Annotated in this window: 5 protein-coding genes; 3 read left to right on the forward strand and 2 right to left on the reverse strand. The window is 63.7% G+C overall.

Features of this window, described 5'->3' with window-relative positions:
- Positions 1-98: 98 nt before the first annotated feature.
- Positions 99-908 carry a crotonase/enoyl-CoA hydratase family protein gene (locus IVB27_RS35295; protein ID WP_247447316.1) on the reverse strand — a complete coding sequence of 270 codons (810 nt, stop codon included), beginning with the start codon at positions 906-908 and terminating at the stop codon, positions 99-101.
- A 115-nt stretch (positions 909-1,023) separates the two neighbouring features.
- Between IVB27_RS35295 and IVB27_RS35300 the strand changes: the two genes are divergently transcribed.
- On the forward strand, positions 1,024-1,896 hold the full coding sequence (locus IVB27_RS35300) for an SDR family oxidoreductase (RefSeq protein ID WP_247447317.1): 873 nt from the start codon (positions 1,024-1,026) through the stop codon (positions 1,894-1,896).
- A 233-nt stretch (positions 1,897-2,129) separates the two neighbouring features.
- Positions 2,130-3,710 carry a fatty acid--CoA ligase gene (locus IVB27_RS35305; protein ID WP_247447318.1) on the forward strand — a complete coding sequence of 527 codons (1,581 nt, stop codon included), beginning with the start codon at positions 2,130-2,132 and terminating at the stop codon, positions 3,708-3,710.
- Between the two features lie 60 nt (positions 3,711-3,770).
- Here IVB27_RS35305 and IVB27_RS35310 read toward each other — a convergent pair whose 3' ends face one another.
- The gene (locus tag IVB27_RS35310) at positions 3,771-5,045 is read right to left on the reverse strand and encodes an acyl-CoA dehydrogenase family protein (protein ID WP_247447319.1); all 1,275 of its coding nucleotides are present in this window, start codon (positions 5,043-5,045) and stop codon (positions 3,771-3,773) included.
- Positions 5,046-5,268: 223 nt separating this feature from the next.
- Here IVB27_RS35310 and IVB27_RS35315 point away from each other — a divergent pair, with 223 nt between their 5' ends.
- Positions 5,269-6,048 (forward strand): enoyl-CoA hydratase-related protein, encoded by a 780-nt coding sequence (locus IVB27_RS35315; protein ID WP_247447320.1) that lies wholly within the window; start codon positions 5,269-5,271, stop codon positions 6,046-6,048.
- Positions 6,049-6,178: the final 130 nt, after the last annotated feature.

The following is a 6,178-nucleotide window of genomic DNA, read 5'->3' on the forward strand; positions in this document are numbered from 1 at the left end:
CTCATGGTGAGGAGGCGCGCAGCGCTGTCTCTAACCATGAGACCTCGTGGCCCATCCCTCGAGACGCCGCTTCGCGGCTCCTCGGGATGAGGTCTGCCTCAGTCCGCAAACTTCGGCGCGCGCTTCTCCAGATTGGCACGCACCGCTTCGGTCTGGTTCGCGCTGCCGATCAGCTTCTGCTGCTCGACGGACTCGGCGAGCAGCGCGGGGCCCGGATCGACCGAGAGATTGTTGAGCAGGCGTTTTGCGGCGCGGATTGCATCGGGGCTCTTGCCGGCGATCTCGCGCGCGACTTCGAGCGCGGCAGCGCGCGGGTCGTCGCAGATGCGCGTGGCGAGACCATAAGCCATCGCCTCCTGCGCGGAGAAGATGCGGCCGGTGTAGGTGAGATCGCGCAAAATGTCGTCGCGCATGAGCGAAGCCAGGATCGGCGTGCCCGCCATGTCGGGCACCAGACCCCATTTGATTTCCATCACCGACATCCGTGCGTCGGGGGTGAGAAAGCGCATGTCGGCACCGAGCGCGAGCTGGAAGCCGCCGCCGAAGGCAACGCCCTGGATCGCGGCGATCACGGGGACCGGAAGCTGGCGCCAGCCCCACACCGCCTGCTGCGCAAAGTTCGCCTGGCCGTACGTGCGCGCCGTGAGATCGCGATTTTCGCCACCCGGAATTCCGTTGCCGCCCTTTTCCTTCATGGCGGCAAAACGCCCCATATCAAGGCCGGCGCAGAAGGCGCGGCCCTCGCCGGACAGCACGACAACGCGGACGCTCTTGTCCTTTGAAAGCCGGTCCGTTGCGGCCACAAGGGCCTCGAACATGGCTTGATCCAGCGCATTCATCTTGTCCGCGCGCACCAGGCGGACGTCGGCGACGCCTTCCGAGATCGAGATCGAGACGCGCTCTTCCATGGATGATTCTCCCCTGGTTCTTGCCTGTTCTTGTTCGGTGCCGCTTTACAGAAAGACGGCGGCCGGATTTAGTCAATCGACCAATTAACTGACAATCCCTACGAGGGAAACAGCCATGTTCAAGGAAAATCTTCTGGCCGGCCGGAGCATTCTCGTGACCGGCGGCGGGACCGGGCTAGGCAAGTCGATGGCAGCGCGCTTCCTTCAGCTCGGCGCCGAAGTGCACATCTGCGGCCGGCGCAAGATCGTCTGCGACGAGACCGCGACCGAGCTGATGGATCAGTATGGCGGCCGCGTCACCAGCCACGGCGTCGACATTCGCAACGCGCTCGCGGTCGAGGAGATGATCGAGAACATCTTTCGCGATGGCCCCCTCACCGATCTCATCAACAACGCGGCCGGCAATTTCATCTCGCGCAGCGAAGACCTCTCGCCGCGCGGCTTCGACGCGGTCGCCAACATCGTCATGCACGGCACGTTCTATGTGACGCATGCGGTCGGCAAGCGCTGGATCGCCTTGAAGCAGCCCGGCAACGTCGTCTCGATCACCGTGACCTGGGTGCGCAACGGCTCGCCTTACGTGGTGCCGTCGGCGATGAGCAAGTCGGCCATCCACGCCATGACGATGTCGCTCGCCACCGAATGGGGCAGATACGGCATCCGCCTCAACACCATCGCGCCGGGCGAGATTCCGACCGAAGGCATGAGCAAGCGCATCAAGCCCGGTGACGAGGCCGGCGCGCGCACCAAGGCGATGAACCCGATGGGCCGCGTCGGCACCATGGAGGAGCTGCAGAATCTCGCAGTGTTTTTGATTTCCGGCGGCTGCGACTGGATCACAGGCGAGACGATTGCCATGGACGGCGCCCAGGCGCTCGCAATGGGCGGCAATTTCTACCAGCTCCGCGACTGGAGCGACGACGACTGGACCAATGCGCGGGACTCGATCAAGGCACAGAACGAGAAGGACCGGGCGAAGAGAGGATGATCTCGTGCCCCGGACGCAGCGCAGCGCGCCGCACTTGCGGCGTGATGCGCTGCTGAGCCGGGGCCTATCTCTCGCAGCATGCTGAATCAGAATGGGTCCCGGCTCAGCGCCGCACCACTTCGTGCTGCGCCGCGTCCGGGACACGAAATCGCGGTTGCCCTCCCGCCATCTTGTCTTTGCCGGCGGATGACGCCACACTCCGCGCTATAAAAACAAGACGTCACGGGAGAAACATGCCCACCACACAGCCATTGACTGATCTCGCCGACATGGTGCGCGAGCGCGCGACGAGCCGCGGCAACGCCACCGCCTACGAGTTCGAGGGCCGCGTCACCAGCTTTGCCGAATTCGATGTCAAGACCAATCGCGTCGCCAATGCGCTGATCGCGATGGGTGTGAACAAGGGCGAGCGGATCGCCTATCTCGGCAAGAACAGCGATATCTATTTCGAGCTGCTGATGGGCGCGATGAAGGCCGGCGTCGTGATGGCGCCGGTGAACTGGCGGCTCGCAGGCCCCGAGGTCGCCTTCATCGTTAGCGACTGCAAGGCCCCGGTGCTGTTCGTGGGACCGGAGTTCATCGCTCAGGTCAGCCAGATCAAGGACGAGCTGCCGGGTGTGCGCACCGTCATCACCACCGAAGGCGGCGCGCCGGAGTGGCCTGATTATACAGCCTGGCGCGATGCACAGAGCGGCGGCGATCCCGGAGTACCGATCGATACCAGGGATATCGCCATCCAGCTCTATACGTCCGGCACGACGGGCAAGCCGAAGGGCGCGATGCTGTCGCATGCCAACTTCCTCAACCTGGTGCAAACAGGCAATGCCAAGGACAAGCCGGAGTGGAACCGGTGGTCGACCGACGACGTGTCGCTGGTCGCGATGCCGATCTTCCACATCGGCGGCTCCGGCTGGGGCGTGATGGGGCTCTATCACGGCGCCCGCGGCGTGATTGCGCGCGAGTTCGATCCGACCAAAGTGCTGGATTTCTTCGAACAGTCCGGCATCACAAAACTGTTCATGGTGCCGGCGGCGATGCAGTTCGTGGTGCGGCAGCCACGCGCCAGGACGGTCGATTTCTCGCGGTTGAAATACATGCTGTACGGTGCCTCCCCGATACCCGCGGCGCTGCTGAAGGAGTGCATCGAGATCTTCAAATGCGGTTTCGTGCAGATGTACGGTATGACCGAGACCACCGGCACCATCGTCGCGCTGCCGCCGGAAGACCACGTCGAGGGACTGGAGCGGATGCGCTCGGCCGGCAAGGCACTGCCGGGCATCGAGATCGCGATCCTTGATGTCGACGGCAAGCCGCTGCCGCCGCGCGAAGTCGGCGAGATCGCGACGCGCTCGGGCTCCAACATGGCCGGCTACTGGAATTTACCGGAAGCGACCGCCGCGACGTTGCGCTCCGACGGCTGGCTGCGCACTGGCGACGCCGGCTACATGGACGAAGACGGCTATCTCTACATCCACGACCGCATCAAGGACATGATCATCTCCGGCGGCGAAAACATCTATCCCGCCGAGGTCGAGAGCGCGCTGTGCGATCATCCCGATGTCGCAGAAGCTGCCGTGATCGGCATACCCGACGGCAAATGGGGCGAGGCGGTGAAGGCCGTCGTGGTGATGAAGCCGGGCAAGCAGGCGACTGAAACCGACATCATCAACTTCACCCGCGAGCGCATCGCCGGGTTCAAGACGCCGAAGAGCGTCGAGTTTTTGCCGGCGCTGCCGCGAAATCCAAGCGGCAAGATCTTGCGGCGGCAATTGCGCGAGCCGTATTGGGCGGGGAAGGACCGGCGGGTGAATTGATCGGCGGTGCGAGGAGCGAAGCGAGGAAGCTGGATTGCTTCGCTCCGCTCGCAATGACGATCAGTGCTTTCCCGGCCCCATATACCCGAACAGGAATCCGGCCACCTTCCGGATCTGGATTTCCTCGCTGCCCTCGGTGATGCGGTAGCGGCGGTGGTGGCGGTAGATGTGCTCGAACGGCTTGTGGCGTGAATAGCCCATGCCGCCGTGGACCTGCATGGCGCGGTCGGCGGATTCGCAAGCGAGGCGGTTTGCCCAGTAGTTGCACATCGAGACGCGGTCGGAGAGCGTGCGCTCGATCTGCTCCTCGGTGAGCTTGTCCATCTCCCAGGCGGTCTTGCGGATCAACAGGCGCAGCATCTCGGCCTGGGTCGCCAGCTCGACCAGCGGGAACTGGATCGCCTGGTTTTCGGCCAGCGCCTTGCCGAACGGTTTTCGCTCGCGCGCATATTTCACGCTCTCGTTGATGCAATAGACGGCGGCTCCGAGCGAACTCGCGGCCTGGCGGATTCGGTTCTGGTGCACGAAGCACTGCGCCAGCGACAAGCCGCGACCGACCTCGCCGAACAGCGCGTCCTCGGGCACGAACACGTCGGTGAAGCTGACGCGGGGATGATCGGTCGGCATGTTGAAGGTCCACATGTACTCTTCGATCTTCACGCCATGGCTCCTGGCCGGCACCAGGAAGCAGGTGATGCCGCGCGCATCGCCGTCATTGCCGCTAGTGCGCACGAACAGCGCGCAGTGCGTGGCGACATGCATACCTGTGGTCCACATCTTCTCGCCGTTGATGATCCAGCCCTTGACGTTGTCACGGGTCGCAGGCACCGCGCGCGTTTCCATGTGGGTGGCGTCGGAGCCATGATTTGGCTCGGTCAGCCCGAAGGTGATGCGGTACTTGCCCTTGATCGAGCCGTCGATCATCGCCTTCTGGTCGTCGCGGCCGTAGCGGTCGAGCATGGTGGCGACAGGAAAATTGCCGACGATGGAATGCTCGTTCTGGAGGTCGTTGTGTAGGCCGAGCCCCTTCGCCGCAAAGTGCTCGCGGATCACGGCCATCCAGAGGTTGGAGCCATCCTTGCCGCCATATTGCTTCGGAACCGGAAAGCGCAGATGGCCGGCGGCGTCCGCGAGATCCTTGGCCTTGCGCAGCAGCGCTTCCCATTCTTGGCGCGGGAGGCCGCCATTTTCGAAATCGGTGCGCGCCCATTCGCGGCGATGATCGAAGAAGCGGATGTTGTCGTCGGCCTCCTCCAGCGGCTTGATCTCGCGTTCGATGAATTGGTCAAGCTCTCCGAGATAGGCGACGAGGTCGGCAGGCAATGAGAAATCCACGGTTCTCTCCCGGATGATTTTTTCGTGTTGCGTTAAGGCGCTATGCGCGATTTTCTTGCCCCGATTTTTCTTGCCCCGATTAAGGTGAGAAGAGTGTGCGCAAGTCAAGCAAGCCGAGGCGTGTGAGAGGCGCAAGGCGCGCTTGCGCAATTCGATGGTGTTGACGCGCCGCCGCGCGCTACACTGCGCGAAATTCTCTGTCACAGAAAATGCGGGAGCGACCATGGAGCTGAAATTTTCCAAAGTGGAACGCAAGGGACCGATCACGATCGTCACGCTGTCGCGGCCCGAGGTCTACAACGCGCTGCACACCGACGCGCATTTCGAGCTCCAAAAGGTGTTCGACGATTTCTCGACCGATGCGGAGCAGTGGGTCGCGATCGTCACCGGCGCCGGCGACAAGGCGTTCTGCGCCGGCAACGACCTGAAGTGGCAGGCGGCAGGTGGCAAGCGCGGCTGGGACAAGGGCGGGTTTGCCGGCCTCACCGCGCGCTTCGACTGCGACAAGCCGATCATCGCCGCCGTCAACGGTGTCGCCATGGGCGGTGGTTTCGAGATCGCGCTCGCCTGCGATCTAATCATCGCCTCCGAGAATGCGACCTTCGCCCTGCCCGAGCCACGCGTTGGCCTTGCCGCCCTCGCCGGCGGCCTGCACCGGCTGCCGCGGCAGATCGGCTTGAAGCGCGCCATGGGCATGATCCTCACCGCGCGCCATGTCAGCGCCAAGGAAGGCCTCGAGCTCGGCTTCGTCAACGAGGTGGTGCCGCAGGGCGAGGCGCTGACGGCTGCGCTGCGCTGGGCCGAGATGATCACCAAGAACTCGCCGATGTCGATCCGCGCGTCGAAGCAGACCATCCAGAAGGGGCTTGGCGTGTCGCTGGAGCAGGCGATCGAGGAGCAGCGGGAGTACCCGGCGGTGAAGGCGATGGCGGCGTCACAGGACTACATCGAGGGCCCGAAGGCGTTCGCGGAGAAGCGGCCGCCGAAATGGGTGGGGAAGTAGACGGTCCCTCCCCCTCATTGCGAGCGCAGCGGTAACTGCCCAGGTCCGTTTGCTCGGTTAGGCGACGCTGAGTTTGTGGATGAGTTGTGTGGGGCATCGGGACAATGTTTCGAGCATGTTCCATCCGCGC

Origin of the sequence: Bradyrhizobium sp. 197 (genome assembly GCF_023073375.1) — a bacterium.
Taxonomy (GTDB): Bacteria; Pseudomonadota; Alphaproteobacteria; order Rhizobiales; family Xanthobacteraceae; genus Bradyrhizobium.